Annotated in this window: 1 protein-coding gene; it reads right to left on the bottom strand. The window is 71.8% G+C overall.

Annotated features, from left to right (window positions below):
* Position 1: 1 nt before the first annotated feature.
* Positions 2–24616, bottom strand: coding sequence for a non-ribosomal peptide synthetase (locus tag IT779_RS23265; RefSeq protein WP_196151520.1), 24615 nt, complete (start codon positions 24614–24616; stop codon positions 2–4).
* Positions 24617–24724 lie beyond the last annotated feature (108 nt).

The raw sequence follows: 24724 nt of genomic DNA, 5'->3' as shown, positions 1-24724 counted from the left end.
CCTAATCCCGCCCGGCCCGCGTCATCGACCGGTTCTCGGCCGTGACCATGTAGCGCTCGAGAATCGGACCGACGACGGCGAGCGCGGCCGGGTGGGTCAACTCCAGATGCCTGGCGTCGACCACGGTGTTGGTGATGCCGCCGGTGACGTACGGCCGCCAGGTCTCGGCGATCGCGTCGTGGTCATCGCGCTCACGCCCCGCGGTGAAGAACACCAGATCACCGTCGAATACGCCGGGGCGGTATTCGTGCGCGATCTCGGCCGCGGTCTCGAAACTGGTCATCAGTCGGTCGACCTGGTCGGCGGTGAATATTCCGGTGCCGACGACCTGGTCGCGGATGACCGACCACGCCTGCTGGTGGGTGTCGGCGGTGACCGCGTCGCCGAGGTCGAACAGTTCCCGCCAGCCGCCGAGCAGATCGGCCATCAGCTCACCGGGCGCGGCGTCGCCCGCGACGTGTTCGGGCAGCGGCGGGCCGACCATGGCGTCCAGCACGGCCAGCATGCCGACCTCAGCGCCCTCGCGCTGCAGCCGCACCGCCATGGCGTGCGCGATCTCGCCGCCGAGCGACCAGCCGAGCAGGTGATACGGGCCTTCCGGCTGGAGACGGCGGAGCTCGGCCACGTAGCGTCGCGCGAAGTCGTCCACCGAGGTCGCGCTCGGCTCCCCCGCCACGACGTGCGGGTCCTGCAATCCGTACACCGGGCGGTCCTGGTCGAGGTGTTCGACCACCCCGCCGTAGAACCAGGCCAGACCGCCCGCGGGATGTACGCCGAAGACCGCGGGCTTGGCGCCGCCCGCGCGCAGCGGCAGCAGCACCTGGAGTCCTGACCCGCCTTCGGCCTCGTCGGCGCGCCGCGCCAACGCCGCGGGTGTGGCGTCGTCGAACATCCACGGCAGCGAAATGGTCACGCCGCGGGCGCGCGCCTCGGTGACCACGGTCGCGGCCAGCAGCGAGTTGCCGCCGAGGTCGAAGAACCCGTCGCCGACCCCGACCCGCGCCACCCCGAGCACCTGCGCGTACACCTCGCACACCACCTTCTCCGAATGCGTGCGCGCGGCGACGAATTCGGCGCTCGCCGTGCCGAATTCGGGGGCGGGCAGCGCGGCGCGGTCGAGTTTGCCGTTGACCGTGAGCGGCAGCCGCGCCAGCACCGTGACCGCGGCGGGCACCATGTAGTTCGTCAGCACCCGCGCCGCCGCGGTGCGGACCTCGTCGGGATCGACCACCTGCCCGTCGCGGGCCACCACGTAGCCGATCAGCTGGTCGACGCCGCTCTCGTGCCGGTGCACCGCCGCCGCGGCCTGGCCGACACCGGGATGCCGCAGCAGCGCCGACTCCACCTCGCCGAGTTCGATGCGGAATCCGCGCACCTGCACCTGGCCGTCCGCGCGACCGACATAGGCCAGTTCGAGCCCGCGTCCGGTGCGCCGCCACCTGGCAACGTCGCCGGAGCGGTACAGCCGCGAACCCTCGGGGCCGAACGGATCGGCCACGAAACGGCCCGCGCTCACGCCGGGCGCGCCGAGATAGCCGCGCGAGAGCTGGGCGCCCGCGAGGTAGATCTCCCCCGCCACCCCGACCGGGGTCGGGCGCAGCCGGTCGTCGAGCACATAGGCGCGCAGGCCGGGCAGCGGCGTGCCGATGCCGCCGGCGCCGCCTGCCGGATCGGTGCGGTCGACCTCGGAATAGGTGACGTGCACGGTGGTTTCGGTGATGCCGTACATGTTGACCAATCGCGGCCACGCGCCGTCGTTGCCCTCGAACCAGCCCGCGAGCCGCGCGGTGTCCAGCGCCTCGCCGCCGAAGACGACATAGCGCAGCGCGAGATCACCGTGCGCGCGCTCGGATTCGCGATACCGGCGTTCGGCGTCGGCGAATCCGTAGAACGCCGAGGGTGTTTGGCTGAGCACCGTCACGCCCTCACGCGCCGCGAGTTCGACCACGGCCTCCGGCGAACGCGAGGTGTCGTGATCGACGACCACGACGCGACCGCCCGAAAGCAGCGCGCCCCACATCTCCCACACCGCGAAATCGAAAGCGTAGGAATGGAACAGCGTCCACACGTCGTCGGGGCCGACGTCGAAGCGGGTCGCGGTGTTGGTGAACAGGGTGACCACCTGGCGGTGGGTCACCGCGACGCCCTTGGGGCGTCCGGTCGAACCGGAGGTGTAGATGACGTAGGCGATGGTGTCCGGCGCGATCCGCACCGTCGGCGCTTCGCCTTCGCCCACCTCTTCGAGCAGGACCGTCGGCGCGTCCACGGCCGGAACAGCGGATGCGGTTGCGGCGCAGGCCAATACCACCGCGGGGGTGGCGTCGTCCAGGACCAGCCGCAGCCGTTGCGGCGGATACGTCACGTCCAGCGGCAGGTAGCCCGCGCCCGAGCGCACCACGCCGAGCAGCGCGACCACGAGGTCGACGGTGCGCGACATCGCCACCGCGACCAAGGTTTCCGGGCCTGCGCCGAGCGCCGCCAGCCGCGCCGCCACCGCCGCCGACCTGCGATCGAGTTCGGCGAAGGTCAGCCTGGACGCGCCGTCGGAGACCGCGACCGCGTCGGGTCGTGCGGCGGCGATATCCCGGAACCATTGCGCGAGTGAGCGTTCCGCGACCGGAGCGCTCGCCGTGCCCGCCGCGTCGAGCAGTTCGCGGCGCTGCGCCGGATCGGTGATGTCGATCGCCTCGAGCGCCACCGCCGGGTTCTGGGTCACCGCCTCGAGAATCCGGACGTAGGCGGCGGCGACGCGGTGCATCGTCTCGGCGGTGAACAGGTCGGTGGCGTAGGTCAACCGGCCGGACATGCCCGCCGGGCCCTCGACCAGTTTGACGTTCAGGTCGGCCTGCGCCTGGTCGAAGCCCTCCTCGATCGGCTCGATGACCAGATCGGGCAGCGTCAGCGCCGCGGCGCCGAGGTTCTGCACGTCCAGGGTCACCTGGTAGACGGGCAGGTGGGCGGTGGAGCGCGGCGGATTCAGCATGTCGACGACCTGTTCGAAGGCCACGTCGGCGTGCCCGAAGGCGGCCACGTCGGCCGCGCGCACCTCGGCGAGCAGTTCGCCGAAACTCTGCCTCGGCCGCACCCTGGTACGCAGTACGACCGTGTTGACGAACATGCCGACCAGATCGTCGAGTTCACGGGCGCCGCGCCCGGCCACCGGTGTGCCGACCGCGATGTCGCCGACATTGGCCCACCGCGACAGCAGCACGGTCAGCGCGGCGTGCAGGACCATGAACACGGTGCTGTTCGAGCCGCGCGCCAGCGCCGCGATCCGCGTCCGCAGCGCGTCGGGCACCGCGAAATCGACGCCCGCGCCGCGCATCGACGACACCGGCGGGCGCGGCAGGTCGGTGGGCAGTTCCAGCAGTTCCGGCAATCCACCGAGGGTGTCGCGCCAGAAGCGCAGCTGTTCGGACACCAGCGAATCGGGATCGCCGTCCTCGCCGAGCATTTCGCGCCGCCACAGCGAGTAGTCGGCGTAGTCGACGGCCAGCGCGGGCCATGCAGGTTCGGCGCCGCGCAGGCTCGCCTCGTAGGCCATCGCGACATCGCGCGCCAGCGGGACCATGGACTGGCCGTCGGCGCAGATGTGGTGCACGGTGATGACGACGACGTGGTCGCGCGGATCGAGCCGGAACAGTTCGATGCGCACCGGAGGCGCCTGCGTCACATCGAAGCTCGCCGACACCGCGGCCGCCACCCGCGCCAGGATCTCGGTCTCGCCGACCATGATCGGGACCAGGTCGGGCACCACTTCGTCGGCCGTCACGATCTTCTGGTGCGGGGTGCCGTTGGTCACCGGGAACGCGGTGCGCAACGACTCGTGCCGGTCGATGACCATGCGGCAGGCGCGCTGGAGGGCGGCGATGTCGAGTCCGCCGCGCAGCCGGATCGCCAGCGGGATGTTGTACGCGCCCATCGAGGTGTCGAACTGGTTGAAGAACCACATCCGCTGCTGGGCGGGCGAGAGCGGGATCAGGTCGGGACGCGGACGCCGGGTCAGCGGCGCGCGGCGGATCGCGGGCGCGAGCCGTGCCGAGGCAAGGCGTTCGGCCAGACCCGCCACCGTCGGCTCCTCGAACAGGTCGCGGACGCCGACCTGCACGTCGAGCGCGGCCTGCAGCCGCGCGGCCACCCTGGTCGCCGACAGCGAGTTGCCGCCGAGGTCGAAGAACCCGTCGAGCGCGCCGACCGGCTCGACTCCGAGCACCTCGGCGAAGACCCGCGCCACGGCGGTCTCCGCTTCGGTGCGCGGGGCGACCCACTCGGTGCGTTCGGCGAATTCCGGTGTCGGCAGCGCCGCCCGGTCGAGTTTGCCGGTGGTGGTGAGCGGCAGGCTGTCGAGTACGACGACCGCTGCGGGCACCATGTGCGCGGGCAGGATCAGGCGCGCGGCATCGCGTACCGCCGCCGGGTCGAGTCCTGCGGCGCCGACCAGGTAGGCGACAAGGCGATCCACGCCGCGATCATCGGTGCGCAGGACCACCGCGGCCCGCTCGACTCCGGCCTGCGCGGTGCACACGGATTCGATCTCGCCGAGTTCGACACGCTGGCCGCGCAGCTTCACCTGGAAGTCCGCGCGCCCCAGATATTCGAGGGTGTGATCGGCGCGCCAGCGCACCAGATCGCCGGTGCGGTAGACGCGTTCGCCCGCGGACCCGAACGGGTCGGCGACGAAGGCGGACGCGGTGGCGGCGGGCCGGTTCAGGTAGCCGCGCGCCAATTGGACACCGCCGACGTAGAGTTCGCCCGCGACGCCGACCGGCACCGGGCGCAGTCGCGCGTCGAGTACCGCGGCCGTCACGCCGCGAATGGGACCGCCGATGGTGACGTCGCGGCCCGGCGCCATGGCGTCGCTGATCATCACCATGACGGTGGTCTCGGTCGGGCCGTAGCCGTCGAACAGCGCGCGGCCCGGCGCCCACCGCGCCACCGTCTCCGGCGCCACCGCCTCGCCGCCGACGACCAGCACGCGCAGCGCGTCCAGCCCGTCGGGCGACATGGTGGCCAGCACGCTCGGGGTGAGGAAGGCGTGGGTGACGCGCCGGTCGATCATCAGGCGGGTGAGTTCGTCGCCGCCGAACACCTCCGGCGGCGACACCACGAGCGCCGCGCCGTTCACATGGGCCATCAGCAGTTCCAGCAGCACCGCGTCGAATCCGGGCGCCGACACCTGCAGCACCCGCGCGCGCTCGTCCACCCGGTACCGATGCCGTTGTTCGGCAGCGAAATTCGCCAGGCCGGTGTTGGTCACCGCGACGCCCTTTGGCGTTCCGGTGGAGCCGGAGGTGTAGACGACGTAGGCCACATCGTTCGCGCGGACCGGGCGGACCCGGTCGGCGTCGGTCACCGGATACGGCGGCCAGCCCGCGATCGAGACCTCCATATCGGGATCGTCGAGTTCGAGCAGGCGCACGCCGTCGGGCACCACGTGCCGCGACACCGCGACCGCGAGCGCCACCCGCAGACCGGAATCGGCGACCATCCCCGCGACCCGCTCGACCGGATAGCGCGGGTCGATCGGCACGAATCCGGCGCCCGACTTGGCCACGGCCCACATGCCGACGACGAACTCCACCGACCGGCCCATGGCCAGCCCGACCAGGTCGCCGGGGCCGACGCCCCAGGCGATCAGCTGCCGCGCGACACGGGTCGACCACGCGTCGAGTTCGCCGTAGGAGACGACGCGCGCACCGCAGATCACGGCGGGGGCCGAATCCTCGCGCACCGCCAGCAGATCCGCGAGCGGCCAAGCGGTTTCGGCCGCCGCGCCCCTGGCCGGGGCGAGCAGCGCCCGCTCGGAGACCGTCAGCAGATCCACCGCCCCGACCCGCGCGTCCGGATCGGCGGCGATGGCGCGCAGCGCGGTCTCGAGGCGGGCGGCCAGCCGCGCCGCGGTGGCGTCGGTGACGTGCCCGCGCTGGTAGCGCACCCGGATGTGCAGGGTGTCGAGCAGGTGGGCCTGCACGGTGATCGGGTAGTGCGCGGCGTCGGTGCCCGAGGCAGCCGTCACCCGCATACCGTCGATGTCGACCGCGCCGAGTCCGCTGCTGTCCACCGGGTAGGACTCGAGCACGACCAGGGTGTCGAACAGCGCGCCCGCGCCGGCGGCGGACAGGATCTGCGACAGCTCGACGTGATGGTGGTCGACCATCCTGGCGCTGTCGGCCTGCAACCGCACCAGCGCGTCCCGGACGCTGCTGTCCTGGCGCAGCTCGACCGGCACCGGAATCGTGTTGATGAACAGGCCGATCATCGATTCCACGCCGGACAGTTCGGCGGGCCGCCCGGAGACGGTGCCGCCGAACACCACGCGGTCGGCGCCGAGTTGATTGCCCAGTACCAGCGCCCACCCGAATTGCAGGATCGTCGCCATCGTGATCTCTTGCGCCCGTGCGAATTCGGTGAGTTCGGCGGTGACCGAGGGCGGCAGGTCGACGGGCAGGTCCACCGGGATGTCGACCGGTGCGCCGGTACGCAGATCCGCGACCACCGTGGGTTCGGTGACCTCGCGCAGCGCCTCCCGCCACGCCGCGAGGTCATCGCCGCGATCGTGCAGCCAGGTCAGGTAGTCGCGGTAATCCGGTGCGGCGGGCAGCAATTCGATGCGCGCCCGGACCGCGTACAGCCCGATCAGCTCCCGCCACAGCAGCGGCAGCGACCAGCCGTCGAGCAGCAGGTGGTGCGCGGTCAGCACCAGGCGGTGGGCGTCGGGGCCGACCGTGATGGTGAGCAGGCGCAGCAGCGGCGGCTCGGCGGGATCGAAGGCGGTGGCGCGTTCGGCCGCGATCACCGACTCCAGCGCCGACGGGTCGTCGGACAGGTCCAGGCGCGACCAGCACGCGGCGATCTCGGCGGGCACCACCTGCGCCGCGACCCCCTGTGCGGTGCGGGCGAATCCGGCGCGCAGGTTCGGGTGCCGTTCCAGCAGCGCCGCCATCGACCGCTCCAGCCGGTCGGCGTCGAGTCGGCCTTCGATCTCGAGCACCGACTGCGCGGTGTACACGTCGAGTCCGCCCGCGGCGAGCTCGGCGTGGAACAGCAGACCGGCCTGCAACGGCGCGGGCGGCCACACGTCGGTCAGGCGGCCGTACCGCTCGGTGAAGGCGGCCAGGTCGGCGCCGGTCAGGTCGATCAGCGGCAGGTCGCCGGGGGAAAGTCCCCAGTCGGCATCGCGGTCGGCGGCGGCCGCGATCTCGGCGAGAGCGGCGGCCCAGTCGTCGGCGAGTTCGCTCGCGGCGGTGCGGGCGATCAGGCCGCCCGCGTAGCCGACCCGCGCCGTCAGCCGAGGTCCGGCGGCGGTGTCGAGCACGTTCACATCGATGGTGAGCGTCGCGGCTGCGGGCATATCCGGATCGAAAGCCGCTGTGCGGTCGAAGTTCTCGTCGGTCGGGAGCCAGGGCACCTCCGCGAGTGCTGACATGTCGGCGCCGACGCGGCCGAGATTGTTGAAGCTGATCTGCGGCGCGGGCAGCGCGGCCAAGGTCGCGGCGGTGTCCGGGTTCAAGTAGCGCAGTAAGCCGTAGCCGATGCCCTTGTCCGGAATCGCGCGCAACTGGTCCTTGACGGCCATGACGGCGGCGCGCGGATCGTCCTCGGCGACCTCGGTCAGGTCGAGCGCCACCGGGTAGGTGGCGGTGAACCAGCCGACCGTGCGCGACAGGTCGGCGCCCTCGACGAGCTGTTCCGCGCGGCCATGGCCCTCGAGCAGCACCTTCAGACCGCGGTGGGCGACGCCGCGACGCGCCCGCCAGCGGGCGGTGGCCACGGCGAGGCCGGCCAACAGCGCGTCGTCCACGCCGCCGCGCGCGGCCTCGGGCACCGCGTGCAGCAGCGCCGAGGTGACCGATGCGGGCAGGGTGAGCTCGACGTGGCGGACCGTGGACTGGGTGTCGAGCACCGGATCGAATTCGCCGCGGCCCAGCAGCGGGTCGGACGCGGTCGCCATCCGCCGCCACAGGTCGAGTTCGCCCGCCCGGCTCGGCGCCGCCTCGGCCAGCGCGTGCGCCCAGCGGCGCATGGAAGTGCCCTGCGCGGGCAGCGAAACCTGCTGTCCGTTGGTGAGTTGCCCCCATGCGGTGGCGAAGTCCGGGACCAGGATGCGCCACGACACTGCGTCGACCACGAGGTGGTGGATCACGATCAAGGCGCGGGCCTCGGCGTCGACGCCGCGGGCGGGCAGCAGGCAGACCACGCGCAGCATGCGGCCGTCGGCGGGATCGAGTCCATCGGCCGCCGCCATCGCGGCCGCGCGGGCCGCCTCGGCGAAACCGACCGTGCCCGGCGCGGAATCGGCGTCGAAGGTGCGGACCAGGACCGCCGCGTTCGCGTCGATGGCGCCGACCGGGGCGACCTCGAGGCGGCCGTCGCGCAGTCGGGCGCGCAACATGTCGTGCTGATCGAGAATCGCGCGCACGGTGGCGGCGACCTGTTCGACGGTGGCCGTGCGCGGCAACCGGACCAGCAGCGACTGCGCGAAACGGTCGGTGTGTCCGGGCAATTCGAGCAGCCAGGACACGATCGGGGTCGGCGTGATCTCGCCGATGCCGCCGCCGGGCAGCTCCGGCAGCGCGGCGCGACCCGCGCGGTCGGCCACGCGGGCCAGTTCCCGAACGGTCTTGCGTTCGAAGATGTCTCGCGCGGTGACCAGGATGCCCGCGGCCTTCAGACGCGATGCCAGCTGGATCACCATGATGGAGTCGCCGCCGTGGGCGAAGAACGAACTCGTCGCGCCGATCGAGGCGAGGCCGAGCACCTCGGCGAATGCCGCGGCGATGATCCGCTCCGATTCGTCGGCGGGGGCGACCTCCTCGGTTTCGCCCACTTCGAAATCGGGTTCGGGCAGCGCTTTTCGATCCACCTTGCCGGTGGCCGACAGCGGCATCCGGTCCAGCACGGTGACGGTGGCGGGCACCATGTGCGCGGGCAGTGTCGCCGCGACGTGGGCGCGCACGCCGGCCGGGTCGAGTTCGGCGCCCCCGTCGGCCACCACGTAGGAGGCCAGCGCGGGCTGACCGCCGGGGCCGCTGCGGCTCACCGTGACCGCCGTCGCGACACCGGGATGGGCGAACAGCGCCGCGTCGATCTCGCCGAGTTCGATGCGCTGCCCGCGGATCTTGACCTGGAAGTCGATGCGCCCCACGTATTCCAGGGCGCCATCGGCGGTCCAGCGGACCATGTCGCCGGTCCGGTACATCCGCGCGCCCGCCGCGGCGAAAGGATTCGCGACGAACGCGCCCGCCGTCGGCGCGGGCCGGTGCAGGTATCCGCGAGCCAATTGGTCGCCCGCGAGGTAGAGCTCGCCCGCCACACCGATCGGCGCGGGCCGCAGTCGCTCGTCGAGGACCACCGCGGCGACGCCCGCGATCGGGCCGCCGATGGTGATGGCGTCGCCCGCGCCGACCGGTTCGCCGATGGTGACCACGATCGTGGTCTCGGTGGGGCCGTAGATGTTGTGCAGCCTGCGTCCCGGCGACCACGCGGCGATGATCTCGGCGCTGACCATCTCGCCGCCGACCGCGAGCACCCGCACGGATTCGAGTCCGTCGGGGCCGATGGTCGCGAGCACGCTCGGGGTCAGGAACGCATGGGTCACCGCGTGCGCGCGAACCAGGGTGTCGAGTTCCGAGCCGCCGAACACCTCGGGGGGCGAGATCACCAGCGTGGCCGAGGCCGCCACGGCCATGAACGACTCGAGCAGGACCGCGTCGAAGGCGGGCGCCGAGACCTGGAGCACGCGGGAGCGGGAGTCGACCCGGTACCGGTCACGTTGGACGGCCGCGAATCCGTGCAGGCCGCGGTGGGTCACCACGACGCCCTTCGGGGTTCCGGTGGAGCCGGAGGTGTAGACGAGGTAGGCCGCGTCGTCGAGGTGCACCCGACGGGTGCGGTCCGCGTCGGTGATCGGCGCGTCGGAGCGCGCGTCGATCGCTTCGGCGACGGCCGGATCGTCGAGTGCGAACCAGGCCACGCCGTCGGGCAGCGCGGCGCGCGCGTCGAGGTGGGTGAGGCCGATCGCGGCGCCGGAATCGGCGATCATGTGCGCGATGCGGGCGGTGGGATAGCGCAGGTCGACCGGGACGAAGGTCGCGCCGGTCTTGGCGACGGCCCACATGGCGACGTGGTAGTCCACCGATCTCGGCACCGCCAACGCCACGAAGGACCCGACACCGACACCGCGGGCGAGCAGGTAGGCCGCCAAGCGGTTCGATTCGCGATCGAACTCCGCGTAGGTCAACGTCCGGTCGACGCCGATCAGCGCGGCGGCCTCGGGTGCGGCGGCGGTCGCGGCGGTGAGCAGGTCAGGGAACAGGCCGGGGGCGGCGGTCGCGCCGCCGCTCGCGGGGACGAACCGCGCCAGCTCGCTCGCGTCGAGCAGCGAGATGTCGCCGACCCGCGCGGCCGGATCGGTAGTGACCGATTCCAGTACGCGCAGCAGGCGCGCGGCCAGCGACTCCGCGGTGGACGCCACGAAAAGATCTGTGGCGTAGATGATCTCGCCGTCGATGCCTGCGGCGCGGCCGTCCTCGGCGCGCTCGGTCAGCAGGACCGTCAGGTCGGTCTTGGCCTGGGACAGACCGGGATCGACGACCTCGACCGCGATATCGGGCAGTTCGAAACGCACGCCGCCCGCGGGCTGTACGCCCAACATCACCTGGAACAGCGGCGAATACGCCGCCGAGCGCGGACGGTCGAGGATCTCGACGAGACGCTCGTAGGGCAGGTCGGCGTGGGTGAGCGCGGCGAGGTCGGTGTCGCGGACCCGCGCCAGGAATTCCCGGAACGACCGATCGTCGCGCACGTCGGTGCGCAGCACCACGGTGTTGACGAACATGCCGACCAGGTCGTCGAGTTCGCGCCTGCCGCGTCCGGCGACCGGCGTGCCGACGCAGATGTCCGAGTCGTGCGCGGTGCGTGCCAGCACGACGGCCAGCGCCGCGTGCAGCACCACGAACATGGTCACGCCCTCGCGCCGCGCCAAACGCACCACGGCCTCGTGCAATTCGGCGGAGACGGTGAAGCGGGCGCTCGCGCCGACCATGGACATGGCGGCCGGACGCGGACGGTCGGTCGGCAGGTCGAGCAGTTCCGGCGAGCCGTCGAGCGCGCCGGTCCAGTAATCGATCTGCCGGGCGATCGTGGATTCCGGATCGGATTCCGAACCGAGCGAATCACGTTGCCACAGCGCGTAGTCGGCGAACTGGACGGCCAGCGGCTGCCAGCGCGGCACCTGGCCTCGTCCGCGGGCCTGGTAGGCGGTGAACACATCGCGCGCCAGCGGCGGCATGGACGCGCCGTCGGCCGCGATGTGGTGGACGACGACCACGAGTACGTGACTGTCCGCGGCGGTGCGGAACAGCCGCGCGCGCACCGGGACCTCGCGGGCCACGTCGAAGCCCGCCGCCACCGTCGCGCCGATGCGCGCGGTGAGTTCGGATGCGTCGGTGACGGATTCGGGTTCGAACACCGCGATCTCGCGCGTGGCCGCCGCGCCGAACGCCGCGACGGTGTGCACGACCTGGCAAGGTTCGCCGTCCACCGCCGGGTACACGGTGCGCAGCGGTTCGTGCCTGGCGAGCACGTCGAGGAAGGCCGCGCGCAGCGCGTCGACGTCGAGTGCGCCGGTGAGGCGCACCGCGAGGCAGATGTTGTAGGCGGCGGATTCGGTGTCGAGCTGGTTGAGCAGCCACATCCGGCGCTGGGCGGTGGCGAGCGGGACGATCTCCGGTCGCGGGCGGGTGAGCAGCGGAATCGCCGCCGAGGCGGTGCGCGTGGCCAGCAGGTCGGCCAGCTCGGCCACGGTCGGCGCCTCGAAGATGTCACGGATGCCGACCGCGACGCCGAGCGACGCTTCGGCGCGCGCGGCGATGCGCGCCGCCGACAGCGACGTGACGCCGATATCGAACAGATTCGCGGTCACCCCGACCCGCTCGGCGCCGGTGAGTTCGGCGACGATGCCCGCGAGCAGCGTCTCCCGTTCACCGCGCGGCGCCACGAACTCCTCGCCCGCGTCGAACACCGGCTCCGGCAACGCGGACCGGTCGAGTTTGCCGTTCGCGCTGAGCGGCATCTCCGCGAGCACCGTGACCCCCGAGGGGACGAGGTAGGCGGGCAGCGCGCGCGCCAATTCCGCGCGCACACCGCGAGCGTCCAATGTGGCGCCCGGCGCGGGCGTCACATAGGCGGCGATGCGATCGGGCGTCACCACCACCGCCGCGCGCGCCACCTGCGCGAGCTCGTGCAGCGCGGCCTCGATATCGCCCGCTTCGACGCGCTGGCCGCGCACCTTCACCTGGAAGTCGCGGCGGCCGAGGTACTCGAGCTGCCCCGCGTCGCTCCAGCGCACCAGATCGCCGGTGCGGTAGAGCCTTTCGCCCGCGCCCTCGAACGGGTCGGCGACGAATGCCGCGCAGGTCAGGTCGGTGCGCGCGTGGTAGCCGCGCGCGAGCTGGGTTCCGGCGACGTACAGTTCGCCGATAACGCCGACCGGCACCCGCCGCAGCCTGGCGTCCAGGACGTGGGTCCGCATCCCCGAGACCGGAACGCCGATCGGGACGGTGGCCGCGGTCTCGTCGGCGGTGTCGGGCGCCGCGAAGGTCACCACCTCCGCCTCCGCCGGTCCGTACCAGTTGACCAGTTCCGCGTAGGTGAACAGATCCGTCGCGGTCTCGGCGGTGCGCCTGGTCAGCGCCTCGCCCGCCACGAACACCCGCCGCACCGAGGTGCGTGCCTCGCCGCGCGCGGATTCCAGCAGCACGTCCAGCATCGACGGCACGAAATGCACGGTGGTGACGCGATAGCGGGCAATGACGTCGAGCAGGTAGGCCGGGTCGCGGTGGCCGCCGGGTGCGGAGACCACGATGTGCGCGCCGGTCTGCAACGGCCAGAACAGTTCCCAGACCGCGATGTCGAAGGTCACCGGGGTCTTGAACAGAACCGCGTCCGAGGCATCGTGAGGCCAGCGCCGCTGCGCCCATGCCAACTGGCTGACCGTCGCGGCGTGGGTGAGCGCGACCCCCTTCGGGGTGCCGGTCGAGCCGGAGGTGAACAGCACGTAGGCCAGGTGATCGGGACGCAGCGGCGCGCGGCGGTCGGCGTCGGTGATCGGGCCCGCCGACATCGGGGCGGTGTCCATCCGGTCGAGGTATTCGCGGCGGACCTCGGCGGGCAGATTACCGCTGTCGGCCTCGGTGGTGAGGACCAGCAGCGGTCGCGCCGCCGCCGTGATCCGCGCGATCCGCGCGCTCGGATGGGCGGGGTCGATCGGCAGGAAGGCCGCGCCCGCTTTCATCACCGCGTACAGCGCCGTCACCAGCGCCGCGCCGCGCTCGACCGCGACGGCGACCACGGTCTCCGGGCCCGCGCCGAGTTCGATCAGCGTGCGCGCCAACCGGTTCACGCGCTCGTCGAATTCGCGGTAGGTCCAGGTGACCCCGCCGGGCACCCGGATCGCCGGGCGGTGCGGAGTACGAACGACCTGCGCGTCGAACAGCTCGGCGAGGGTGGCACGCGCGACCGCGCCGCCGGTGTCGTTGACGCGGTCGATCATGGCGCTCTCGTGCGCGTCGAGCAGATCGATGTCGCCGATCCGGACGGCCGCGCCCGCCTCGGCGGTGACGGCGTCCAGAACGCGCACCAGCCGCGCCAGGCAGCGGCGCATCGACTGTTCGTCGAACAGGTCGGTGGAGTAGGTCAGGCGCAGAGCGGCGCCTGCGGGTTCCTGCCGCGGCCCGAATTCCTCCGAGACCATCAGCAGCAGATCGTAGATGGCGGCGCTGTCACCGGGATCGACGTTCTCGACGGTGAGCCCGGGCAGCTCGAGGCGGGTGCGTCCCATGTTCTGGTAGGCCATCATGACCTGGAACAGCGGGGTGTGCGAGGTGGATCGGGCGGGTGCGAGGGCCTCGACCAACTGCTCGAAGGGCACCGTGGCGTGGTCGAACGCCTCGAGGTCGGCGTGGCGAACCCGGTCGAGCAGATCCGAGAACGACTCCCCGGCATCGACTTCGGTGCGCAGCACCAGGGTGTTGACGAACATGCCGACCAGATCGTCGAGGGCGCGGTCGCCGCGACCCGCGTGCGGCACGCCGACGGCGATGTCGTCGCTGCCCGACAGGCGCGCTAGCACCACGGCCAGCGCCGCGTGCAGCACCATGAACGGAGTGCATCCGGTGCGGCGGGCCAGTTCCCTGACCCGCGTGTGCACTTCGGCGGGCACGGTGGCGTGCAGTACCGCGCCGTGCTGGGTGCGCACCGCCGGGCGCGGGCGGTCGGTCGGCAGGTCGAGACGATCCGGGAGGCCGTCGAGCCGTTCGCGCCAGTAGGCGATATCGCGCCCGACCGGGGATTCGGGGTCGTCGGCCGAACCGAGCACCTCGTGCTGCCAGAGCGCGAAATCGGCGAATTGCACAGGCAGCGGCGACCATTGGGGCGCGGCGTCGTTCGCGCGCGCCCGGTAGGCGGTCATCACGTCGGTGACCAGCGGCGCCACCGAGAAGCCGTCGCAGCTGATGTGGTGCACCGCGACCGCGACGACCCAGTCCTGTTCGGCGAGCCGGAACAGCGCCGCGCGCACCGGCACCTCCAGCGACACGTGGAATCCGACCGCGCAGAACTCGGCGAGCCGCGCGGGCAGTTCCTCGGCCGTGATCGGCGCGGGGATCAGGTCGTGCGCGGCGAAGACCTCCTCGGGATCGAGGACGAGCTGGGCGGGTACGCCGTCGATCACCGGGTAGGTGGTGCGCAGACTCTCGTGGCGGGCCACGACATCGCCGAAGGCCGAACGCAATGCCGCCACGTCGAGCGCGCCGCTGAGCCGGATGGCCAAGGGCACCACGTAGCCCGGCGCGTCCGGTTCGAACTGGTTGAGGAACCACATCCGGGTCTGCGCGTGCGACAACGGAATACGCTCGGGACGCGACTTGCGTTCCAGCGCGGGCAGACTCGGGGCGTCGCGCAGCCGCGCGACGCGCTCGGCCAGCCGGGCGACGGTGGGCGCCTCGAAGATCGTGCGCACCGGAATCGTCACGTCGACGACCGCGCCGATGCGGCTCAGCGCGCGGGTCGCGATCAGCGAATTGCCGCCGAGTTCGAAGAAGTCGTCGTCCGCGCCAACCTCGGGTACCCCGAACAGGTCGCCGAAGACCCCGGCGACGGCCTGTTCCACGACGCCGCGCGGCGCACGGTACTCGGAGACGAAATGCGCGGGATCGGGTGCGGGCAGAGCGCGGTGGTCGACCTTGCCGTTCGGGGTCAGCGGAATCGCGTCGATCGCGATCACCACCGACGGCACCATATAGGCGGGCAGGCGAGTCAGCAGGAACGCGCGGATCTCCTTGGCGTCGAACGGATCCTCGGCTACCGCGTAGGCCACCACGCGCTGTTCGCCGCCCGCGGCACGCACCTGCGCGACCGCGGCGCGCACCGACGGGTGCGCGCGCAGCGCCGCCTCGATGTCGCCGAGTTCCACACGCAGACCGCGCACCTTCACCTGGGTGTCGGCGCGCCCGACGTAGCGCAGATTCCCGTCGCCGCCCCAGCGGACCAGGTCGCCGGTGCGGTACATGCGCGCGCCGGGTGTGTACGGGTCGGCGACGAAAGCCGCCGCGCTCCGGCCGCGACTGCCGTGATAGCCGCGCGCCAACTGCACACCGCCCAGATACAGTTCGCCGGTCACGCCGGGCGGGGTCGGACGCAGTCGCGCGTCGAGCACCTGCACCGTCACATTGGCCTCCGGCGCGCCGATGGGCACGGTGCCCGCGTCGACCTCGCCGATCCGGTGCGCGGTGACGCTCACCGCGGCCTCGGTCGGACCGTACAGATTGTCGATGCGCGCGCCGCTGTGCTCGCGGAAGCGGCGCACCGTCGCGGCGGGCAGCGCCTCGCCGATGCACAGCACTCGGCACCGGTCCGCGATGGTCCCCGCGGGGGTGGCCTCGAGGAAGGCCGACAACAGTGAGGGGACGAAATCGACCAGGGTGACGCCGTATTCGGTGATCGAGCCGGCCAGTGCCACCGGATCGGTGTGTGCGCCGGGGTCGGCGACGACCAACGCCGCGCCGGACACCCCGGCCGAGAACAGTTCCCATACCGAGAGATCGAAGGTCACGGGGGTGCGCCAGAGCAGGACATCGGTGCCGCCGAGTTCGTAATGCGCGCGCATCCAACGCATCTGGTTCGCGACCGCCGCGTGCGGCACCGCGACGCCCTTCGGCTCGCCGGTCGACCCCGAGGTGTAGATGACGTAGGCGAGGTCGGCCGGGCGCAGCGGGCGGATCCGGTCGGCGTCGGTGACCGGTGCGACGTTCTCGGACGTGAATTCGGCGAGCTTCCAACGGGTCGCATCGACCGGCAACGGGGCTTCGTCGTCCGCGCGGGTGAGCACCGCGAGTGGTCCGGCCGCGCCGAGTACCGCGCGGGTGCGTTCCATCGGATGGTCGGGGTCGAGCGGCAGATAGGCCGCGCCCGCGGCGTGGATCGCGTACAGCGCGGTCAGCAGATCCACACTGCGCCGCATCGCGACCGCGACCAGGGTGCCGGGGGCCACGCCGCGCGCGATCAGACCGTGCGCCAGCGCGTTCACTCGCGCGCCGAAGTCGCGGTAGGTCAGTCGCGCACCGGTTTCGGCGTCGATCAGCGCGGTGGCCTCCGGGGTGGCCGTGACCTGCGCGGCGAACATGTCGGCGAGCGTGGTCGGCGACTCGACGACCACCGGTCCGATGGACAGCGCGGTCAGCCGGTCGCGTTCGGCGGCGGTCAGCAGGTCGATGTCGCCGAGCGCGCGGGCCGGATCGGCGAGCGCGCCGCGCAGCAGACGAACGAAGCGTTCGAAGATCGCCGATACCGTGGATTCCTCGAACAGATCTGTGGCGTAGGCGAATTCGACGGCCATGTCCTCGGGTTCGCCGTCCGCGCCGATGGTGTCGACCAGGTTCAGGTGCAGATCGTATTTCGCCACGCCCGGATCGACCATGCGCGTCGAGACCGTGAGGCCGTCGAAGTCGACGGTGGGGATCTCGATGTTCTGGAAGGAGAACCCGACCTGGGTCAGCGGGGCGTGCGCGGCCGAGCGGGGCGGGTTCATGACCTCGACGAGACGTTCGAACGGGATGTCGGCGTTCTCGAAGGCCGCCAGGTCGGTGGCGCGCACATCGCGCAGCAGGTCGAGGAAGGAGGAGCCGGGCGAGACCTCGGTCCTGAGCACGAGGGTGTTGACGAACATACCGACCAAGCCGTCGAGTCCGGGTTCGCCGCGACCGGCGATCGGGGTGCCGACCGCGATGTCGCCGCTGCCCGACAGCCGCGCCAGCAGTGCCGCGAAGGCCGCGTGCATCACCATGAACACCGTGACGTCGTTGGCGCGCGCCAGCGTGCGGACGGCGGCGTGCACGTCGGCGGGTACGGCCGCCGACACCGTCGCGCCGCGGAAGGACTGGATCGCCGGGCGCGGGTGATCGGTCGGCAGGTCGAGCACCTCGGGCAGATCGGCCAGCGCCGTGCGCCAATAGGTGGTCTGGGCGACGGTGGGGCTGTGCGGATCGTCCTCGGCGCCGAGCAGATTCCGTTGCCACAGCGCGTAATCGGCGTACTGCACCGGCAGCGGCGCCCAGTCCGGGGCCTGCTGCCGCGACCTGGACCGGTAGGCGGTCATGAGGTCGGCGGCCAGCGGCGCGAGCGAGGAGCCGTCGATGCCGATGTGGTGCACGACCAGAATCAGGGTGTGCCGCCCGGGTGCGCTGCGCAGCAACGCGATACGGCACGGCGGCGCGGCGGTCACGTCGAAGCCCGCCGCCACCTCGACCGCGATCCGCGCCTCGAGGTCGGCCTCGGCCACCGGAATCGGCGTCAAGCTCGCCGCCACGGCACCGCCCGTGACCACAGCCCCGGCTGCCACCGCGACATCTCCCGCTGCCGCGGCACCCTCAGCCATCACAGCGTCGCCCGCCACCGCAGTCTCGGTAGTCGCCACAGCCTCGGTAGTCTTCGCAACCTCGGTAGATGCCGCAGCCTCGGCAACCGCGGCGGCATCGACCGCGACGACTACCTGGTGCGGTCCGCTGTCGCTGTCCGGATAGAAGGTGCGCAGGGTTTCGTGGCGTTCGAGCAGGTCCATCAGCGTGGCCCGCATCGCATCGATGTCGAGGGCGCCATCGATGTGCACGACGATCGGCACGTTGTAGACCGCCGACTCGGGATCGAGCCGGTTCAGGAACCACATGCGGGCCTGCGCGGGTGAGAGCGGTACGCGGTCCGGGCGCGGCTGGGGAACCAGCGGCTCGCGGGTCGTGGTCCGCGCGGTGCGCAGCTGCCGCGCCAGCGCCGCGACGGTCGGCGCCTCGAAGATCGCGCGCAACGGCACCTCGGCGCCGAAGGCGGTCGCCAGCCGCGCGGCCACCCTGGTGGCCGAGAGCGAGTTGCCGCCGAGTCCGAAGAAGTCGTCGAGCGCGCCGACCCTGGTGACGCCGAGCACTTCGGCGAAGGTCTCGGCCACGGTCTGTTCCGCGGTGTCGCGCGGCGCGACGAATTCGACGGTGGTCACGAAATCGGGGGCGGGCAGCGCGGCGCGATCGATCTTGCCGACCGAGCTCAAAGGCAGTGCGGCCAGCACGGTCACGGCGTCGGGCACCATGTGCGACGGCAGTCGCCCGCCGGCGTGCCGCAGCAGTTCGGCGGTGTCGAGGGCGCCGTCGGCGGGCACGACGTAGGCGGCCAGTCGCGTGCCGGATTCTCCGGCGAGCCCAACCACGACCGCGGCGGCGACCGAGGGATGGCTCGCGAGCACCGACTCGATCTCGCCGAGTTCGATGCGCTGGCCGCGGATCTTGACCTGGAAGTCGCCGCGTCCCTGATACTCGAGGCGGCGATCGCCGCGCCAGCGCACCAGATCACCGGTGCGGTACATGCGCGCGCCGGGCTCGCCGTACGGGTTCGCCACGAAGGCCGCCGCGGTCGCGTCCGGGCGCGCGAGGTAGCCGCGCGCCAATTGCACACCGGAGACATACAACTCGCCCGTCGCGCCGATCGGGACCGGGCGCAGCGCGGCGTCGAGCACCACGGTGTCGGTGCCGCGGATCGGGCCGCCCATGGTCACCGTCTCGCCGACCCGCAGCGGATCGCTGATGGCGACCATGATGGTGGTCTCGGTGGGGCCGTAGCCGTTGAACAGCTCACGCCCCGGCGCCCACACCGCCACCGTCTCCGCCGTGACGGCCTCGCCGCCCGCGACCAGCACCCGCAGCGATTCGGCGCCATCGGTCGACATGGTGGCGAGCACGCTCGGGGTGAGGAAGGCGTGCGTGACACGGTGCGCGCGAATCAGTTCGGTGAGTTCGGCGCCCGCGAACACCTGCGGCGGGGACACCACGAGCACCGCACCGTTGGCGTGGGCCATCAACAGTTCCAGCATCACCGCGTCGAATCCCGGCGCGGCGACCTGCAATACCCGCGCACGCCGGTCCACCCGGTACCGATCGCGTTGTTCGGCGGCGAAATTCGCCAGACCCTCGTGGGTCACCGCGACACCCTTCGGCGTGCCGGTGGACCCGGAGGTGTAGAGCACGTAGGCCACGTCCCTCGGGCGACTCTGGCGCACGCGCTCGGATTCCCGCACCGCCTTGGCCGATTCCGAGCCGAGCTCGTCGGCGGTGCACGGGTCGTCGAGCACGATCGCGCGCACGGTCCCCGGCAGCAGTTCCCGCGCCGCGCGCACGGTGAGCGCGACCTCGATCGCGGAGTCGGCGATCATGTGCGCGATCCGGTCGGCCGGATACCTGGGGTCGACGGGCACGAATGCCGCACCGGACTTCGCCACCGCCCACACGCAGGCCACGAATTCCGCCCCGCGTCCCATGGCGAGCGCGACCCGGTCCTCGGGACCCACGCCCGCCGCGATCAGCTTGCGGGCGAGGCGATTCGACCACGCGTCGAGTTCCCCGTAGGTGAGGACACGCCCGTCGGCCACGACCGCCTCGTCGGTGGCCGCGCCCACCGTGAACACCTCCGACAGCACGCGCGCGGGTTCGGCGACGGCGCCGACGGCGGGCACGGTGTCGTGGATCTCACTGGCCGAAAGCACCGGCGCCGCACCGACGCTCAGCTGCGGGTCGGCGACGAAGGCGGCGAGCACCCGGTTGAGGCGGCGCACGAACTCCTCGACCGTTGCCCGGTCGAACAGGTCGGTGGCGTAGTTGACCCGCACCGCGACATCGCCGCCGTCGGCGGTGTTCTCGGACACGGTGACGATGAGGTCGACCTTGGCCGGTTCCGGGCCGGGATCGAGGACCTCGACGGTGAGGTCGGCCAGTTCCGCGGTGGCGCGGCGGGTGTTCTCGAACACCAGGTACACCTGGCACAGCGGCGCGTAGGCCATCGACCTGGTCGGGTCGAGTTCGTCCACGATCCGCTCGTAGGGCAGGTCGCTGTTGGCGAACGCGTCGACGTCGGTTTCCTTGACCCGGCTCAGGAAGGCGCGGAAGGATTCGTCGCGGCGCACGTCGGTGCGCAGCGGAACGGTGTTGACGAACATGCCGATCAGCGGTTCCAGCGCGCGTTCGCCGCGCCCGGCCACCGGCGCGCCGATCGCGATGTCGGCGACACCGGACATGCGCGACAGCAGCGCCGCCAGCGCGGCGTGCACGACGACGAAATTGGTCACGCCCGCGGCGCGCGCGACGCGCTCGACACCCGCGAAGACCGCCGCCGGGATCGCGCCGGTGGCGATATCGCCGCGCAGCGACGCGCGCGCGGGACGCGGGCGGTCGGCGGGCAGTTCCAGCACCGGGGCCAGCCCGGCGAGGCGCTGCGCCCAGTACCGCAGTTGCCGCGCGGCAACCGAATTCGGGGCGGTCTCGTCGCCGAGCAGGCCGCGATGCCAGACGCTGTAGTCGGCGTACTGCACCGCGAGCGGGTGCCAGTCCGGCGCCTTGCCGTCGACCCGCGCCTTGTAGGCGGTGGCGACATCGATCGCGAGCGGGCGCAGCGACCAGCCGTCGCAGCAGATGTGGTGCAGCACGACGACCAGAACGTGGTCGTCGCATTCGGCGGTGCGCAGCAGCGTGGCCCGGATCGGCGCCTCGTAGCGCAGGTCGACGCCCACCGACACCAGCGCGCGGATGCGCTCGGCCAGTTCCGCCGGGCTGGTCGCGGTGTCGCGTTCCAGATCCGGGGCGGCCTGCGCGGCGGACAGGATCACCTGCGAGCCCTGCCCGTTGTGGTCGGGGTAGATGGTGCGCAGCGCTTCGTGGCGGTCGATCACGTCGGTGAGCGCGGCGCGCAGCGCGTCGAGATCGAGTCGCCCGGTCAGCCGCAGGACCAGCGGGATGTTGTAGGCGGCGGATTCGGGATCGGCCTGGTTGAGCACCCAGATCCGGTTCTGCGCGGGCGCGAGCGGGATGGGCGCCTCGCGGTGCACTGCGGTCAGGGCCGGGCGGGCGGGACGCCGCGTCTCGCCGAGGCGCGCGGCGAGACCGGCCACGGTCGGGGTGGTGAACAGGTCGCGCACGGAGACGTCGCAGTGGGTCACCTCGGCGATGCGCACCGCGGCGCTGGTCGCGGTGATCGAGTTGCCGCCGAGTTCGAAGAAGCCGTCGAGCACCCCGACCCGTTCCGTACCGAGCACCTCGGCGAACACGTCGGCGATCGCCGCCTCGACATCGGTGCGCGGTGCGACATAGGGCGCCGCGGCGTCGAAGACCGGTTCGGGCAACGCGCGCAGGTCGACCTTGCCGTTGACCGTCAGCGGCAGCGCATCGAGGGTGACCAGGGCGGAGGGCACCATGTATTCGGGCAGCTGCGCGCCGACGTGGGCGCGCAGAGCCTCCGTGTCACAGCTCGACCCGGCCGCCGGGACCACGTAGCCGACGAGGCACGCGCCCTCGGTGTCGGGCAGGTGCACGATGGCGACGGCCGCCGACACCGCGGGATGGCTCGACAGCGCGTTACGGATCTCGTCGAGTTCGATGCGGAATCCGCGCAACTGCACCTGCTGGTCCGCGCGACCGCGATACTCCAGTTCGCCGCCGTGATTCCAGCGCGCGACATCGCCGCTGCGATACAGCCGTGAACCGGGCGCGCCGAACGGGTCGGCCACGAAACGCCCGGCGCTGAGCGCGGGCTTGCCGAGGTAGCCGCGCGCGAGTTGGTCACCGGCGACATAGATCTCGCCCCACGCGCCGAGCGGCGCGGGCCGCAGCCGCCCGTCGAGGACGTAGGTGCGCAGCCCCGGCAGCGCGCGCCCGATGGCGCTCGGCGCGCCGGGCACGGCATCCGCGCGCGCCATCGACCGATGGGTGACGAAGACCGTGGTCTCGGTGATGCCGTAGCTGTTGACCAGTACCGGAACCTCGGGATCGTGCTCGTACCAGTCGGCGAGCCAGCCCGGATGCAGGCCCTCACCGGAGAGCACGACCTGGCGCAGCGCCAGCGCGCCCCCGGGTTCGCCCTGGTCGGCGTAACGCCGTCGCGCGGTGGCGAATTGGTAGAACGCCGAAGGCGTCTGGCTGAAGATCGTGACCTTCTCGCGGGCCGCCAGCGCGACCATCTCGTCGGGCGCGCGGCTGGTCGCGGCGTCGACCACCACGATCCGGCCGCCGGTGCTCAGCGGACCGAAGATCTCCCAGATCGAGTAGTCGAAGGCGTAGGAGTGGAACAGGGTCCACACGTCGCCCGGCTCGATGCCGAACTTCGCGCAGGAGTTGCGCAGGTAGGAGGTCACCGCGCGGTGGGTGATCGCGACGCCCTTGGGCTTGCCGGTGGACCCGGAGGTGTAGATGACGTAGGCGATCTGCTCGGAGCGGGTCGGCGCGAGGCGGTCGGCGTCGGTGAGCGGGCGGGCCGAATGCCGCTGGTCGGCGTCGAAGAGCAGGACCCGGTCGGGGTCGCCGGGGACGCGGTCGCGGAACTCCTCGGTGGTCAGCACCGCGATGGGGTCGGCGTCGGAGAGCACGTAGGCGAGCCGGTCGACCGGATGCGCGAGGTCGAGCGGCAGGTATCCCGCGCCGGATTTCAGCACGGCGAGGGTCGCGACGATCAGGTCGGCGGTGCGCGGCATCGCGATGGCGACCAGGGTCTCCGGGCGCGCGCCGCATTCGATCAGCCTGCGCGCGAGCCGGTTCGAGCGCCGGTCGAGCTCGCGGTAGGTGACCGCGACCTCGCCCGCGGTGACGGCGACCGCGTCCGGTGTGGTCGACATCCGCCGCGCCAACAGGTCGGTCAACGTGCCGGAGACGGTAGCGCCGTCGACGCCCGCGAGATCGCGCACGATGCGGCCGCGTTCGGCCCGGTCGAGCAGTTCGATCTCGACCACGGGCGTATCGGCGGGCGCGGTCAGCATCCTGCTCAGGAAGTCGACGAATCGTTTGGTGTGCGAATCGAGTTCGTCCTGCTCGTACAGGTTCGCGTTGCCGTGCAGTTCGACCTGCATCGGCGCGTCGTCGCCGGAGCGGTACATGTTGAGCTGGAGGTCGTCGAGAACGCCCGAGGTCAGCGCGCGGTAGCGGCCGAGCGCGGCGCCCATGCGGACCTCGGTGTCGAAGAACAGGATGTTGACGATCGGGCCGAAGGAGTTCGCGGTGGCGTCGATGGCGTCGGATTCGCGGCGCAGATCCTCGAAGCGGTAGAGCTGATGGCGCATGGCGGCGACGAGTTCGCCGACCGAGGCGTCGACCATGTCGCGGATCGTGGTCGAGGCGTCGACCCCGAAACGGATCGGCACCATATTCGCCAGCATGGCCGCGGCGTGGCGCAGCCGTTTGGTGACGCGCGCGCTGACCGGCATGGAGAGCACCACGTCGTCGGTGCCGGTCATGCGGGCCAGGAAGGCGGCGAAGGCGGCGATCACGATCTGCGCGGGCGAGGCGCCCGACGTGGCGGCGAACCGGTCGAGCGCGGCGGCGACCTTCGGCGGAATCTCCTGTCCCGCATAACGGTCGACCTTGTGCCAGCGGGCGGTGCGCCCGGCCAGGCTGACCGGTGCGGGCAGGCCGCTGACCTTGTCGAGCCAGTAGGCGCGGTCCCGCTCGAAACGGGGGCCTGCGCGGTAGGCGTCCTCGGCGGCGGCGACCTCGCGCAGGTCGGCGGCCACCAGCCGGGACGGCCGCCTGTCCTCGATGATGGCGTTGTAGTGCTCGGTGGCGCGGGTCAGGACGTTGAAGGCGCCGTAGCCGTCGATCACCAGGTGGTGGGCGCGGGCATACCACAGGTAGCGGTTCTCGCCGAGCTTGATGAGCATGGTGGCGGCGAGCCGGTCGACGGCGAGATCGCTTGCCTTGGTGTTGTAGTCGCGGCGCATCCACGCCATGGCGGCCGCGTAGGGGTCGTCCGCTTCGCTCACGTCGAGGACGGGTTCGCGGTATTCCAGGGTGTCGTCCACGTACTGGTACGGACGCCCGTCGACCTCGACGACCCGCACGGCCATCGATTCGGTCTCCCGGCCCGCCAGATTGACGGCGCGGCGGAAGGCGTCGTGGTCGATCGGACCCTCGATCTCGACGTAGTGCGCGATGTTGACGGGAGGCCCGCCCGGCATGTTGTCGGCAAGCCACATGCCGTACTGCGCCCTCGACAGCGGAATCAGATCGCGCTCGCCCGCGCCGGATCGGTCCGACTTCAGATTCATTCGTGTGACCCCTAACTCAACTCGAAAGCACGCCACGCACGACGAGACGCCTGCGTACCGCATCCGAATTTCCCCGATTACCCGAATTACCTAACGACGGGACGGCGC

Origin of the sequence: Nocardia bovistercoris, from assembly GCF_015674855.1 — a bacterium.
GTDB lineage: Bacteria > Actinomycetota > Actinomycetes > Mycobacteriales > Mycobacteriaceae > Nocardia > Nocardia bovistercoris.
The sequence above is the reverse complement of the archived record's forward strand: the minus strand, read 5'-3'. Positions and strand labels throughout refer to the sequence as shown.

Bases quoted from the DNA above. Each gene is read 5' to 3' on its own strand.
- IT779_RS23265 (WP_196151520.1), bottom strand. From the start codon at position 24,616: ATGAATCTGAAGTCGGACCGATCCGGCGCGGGCGAGCGCGATCTGATT.